Origin of the sequence: Tessaracoccus sp. OH4464_COT-324 (assembly GCF_003932855.1) — a bacterium.
Classification (GTDB): Bacteria; Actinomycetota; Actinomycetes; order Propionibacteriales; family Propionibacteriaceae; genus Arachnia.
In genome coordinates this window covers 1-249 of the sequence record NZ_RQYZ01000210.1, presented here as the reverse complement: position 1 = coordinate 249, position 249 = coordinate 1, and the positions used below count along the sequence as shown (strand labels likewise).

1 protein-coding gene is annotated in these 249 nt (G+C 61.8%); it reads right to left on the bottom strand.

Features of this window, described 5'->3' with window-relative positions; genetic code table 11:
* Positions 1-80: 80 nt before the first annotated feature.
* Complete coding sequence (locus EII42_RS13935; protein ID WP_370318130.1) at positions 81-218, bottom strand: hypothetical protein; 138 nt, start codon at positions 216-218, stop codon at positions 81-83.
* Positions 219-249: the final 31 nt, after the last annotated feature.

The window sequence follows — 249 nt, the reverse complement described above, 5'->3', positions numbered from 1 at the left end:
CGCTTCATTTCGTCTTCACGCCACCCAAGCTCGTTAACGACATCGGCACCACCACGCGCCGCGACGGCCATCTTGATCGCTCAGCACGCCAACTCCGCATTTGGGTGCAGGCCAGTGGCGGCACCAAACAGGCGCCGTGAGCAGAGAACAATCACGGCGACCAGATACAGCTTCCCACCGGCTGTGGGGATCTCGGTCATGTCTCCCACCCACTTCACGTTTGGCCGCTCGGCGGTGAAGTTACGCTCG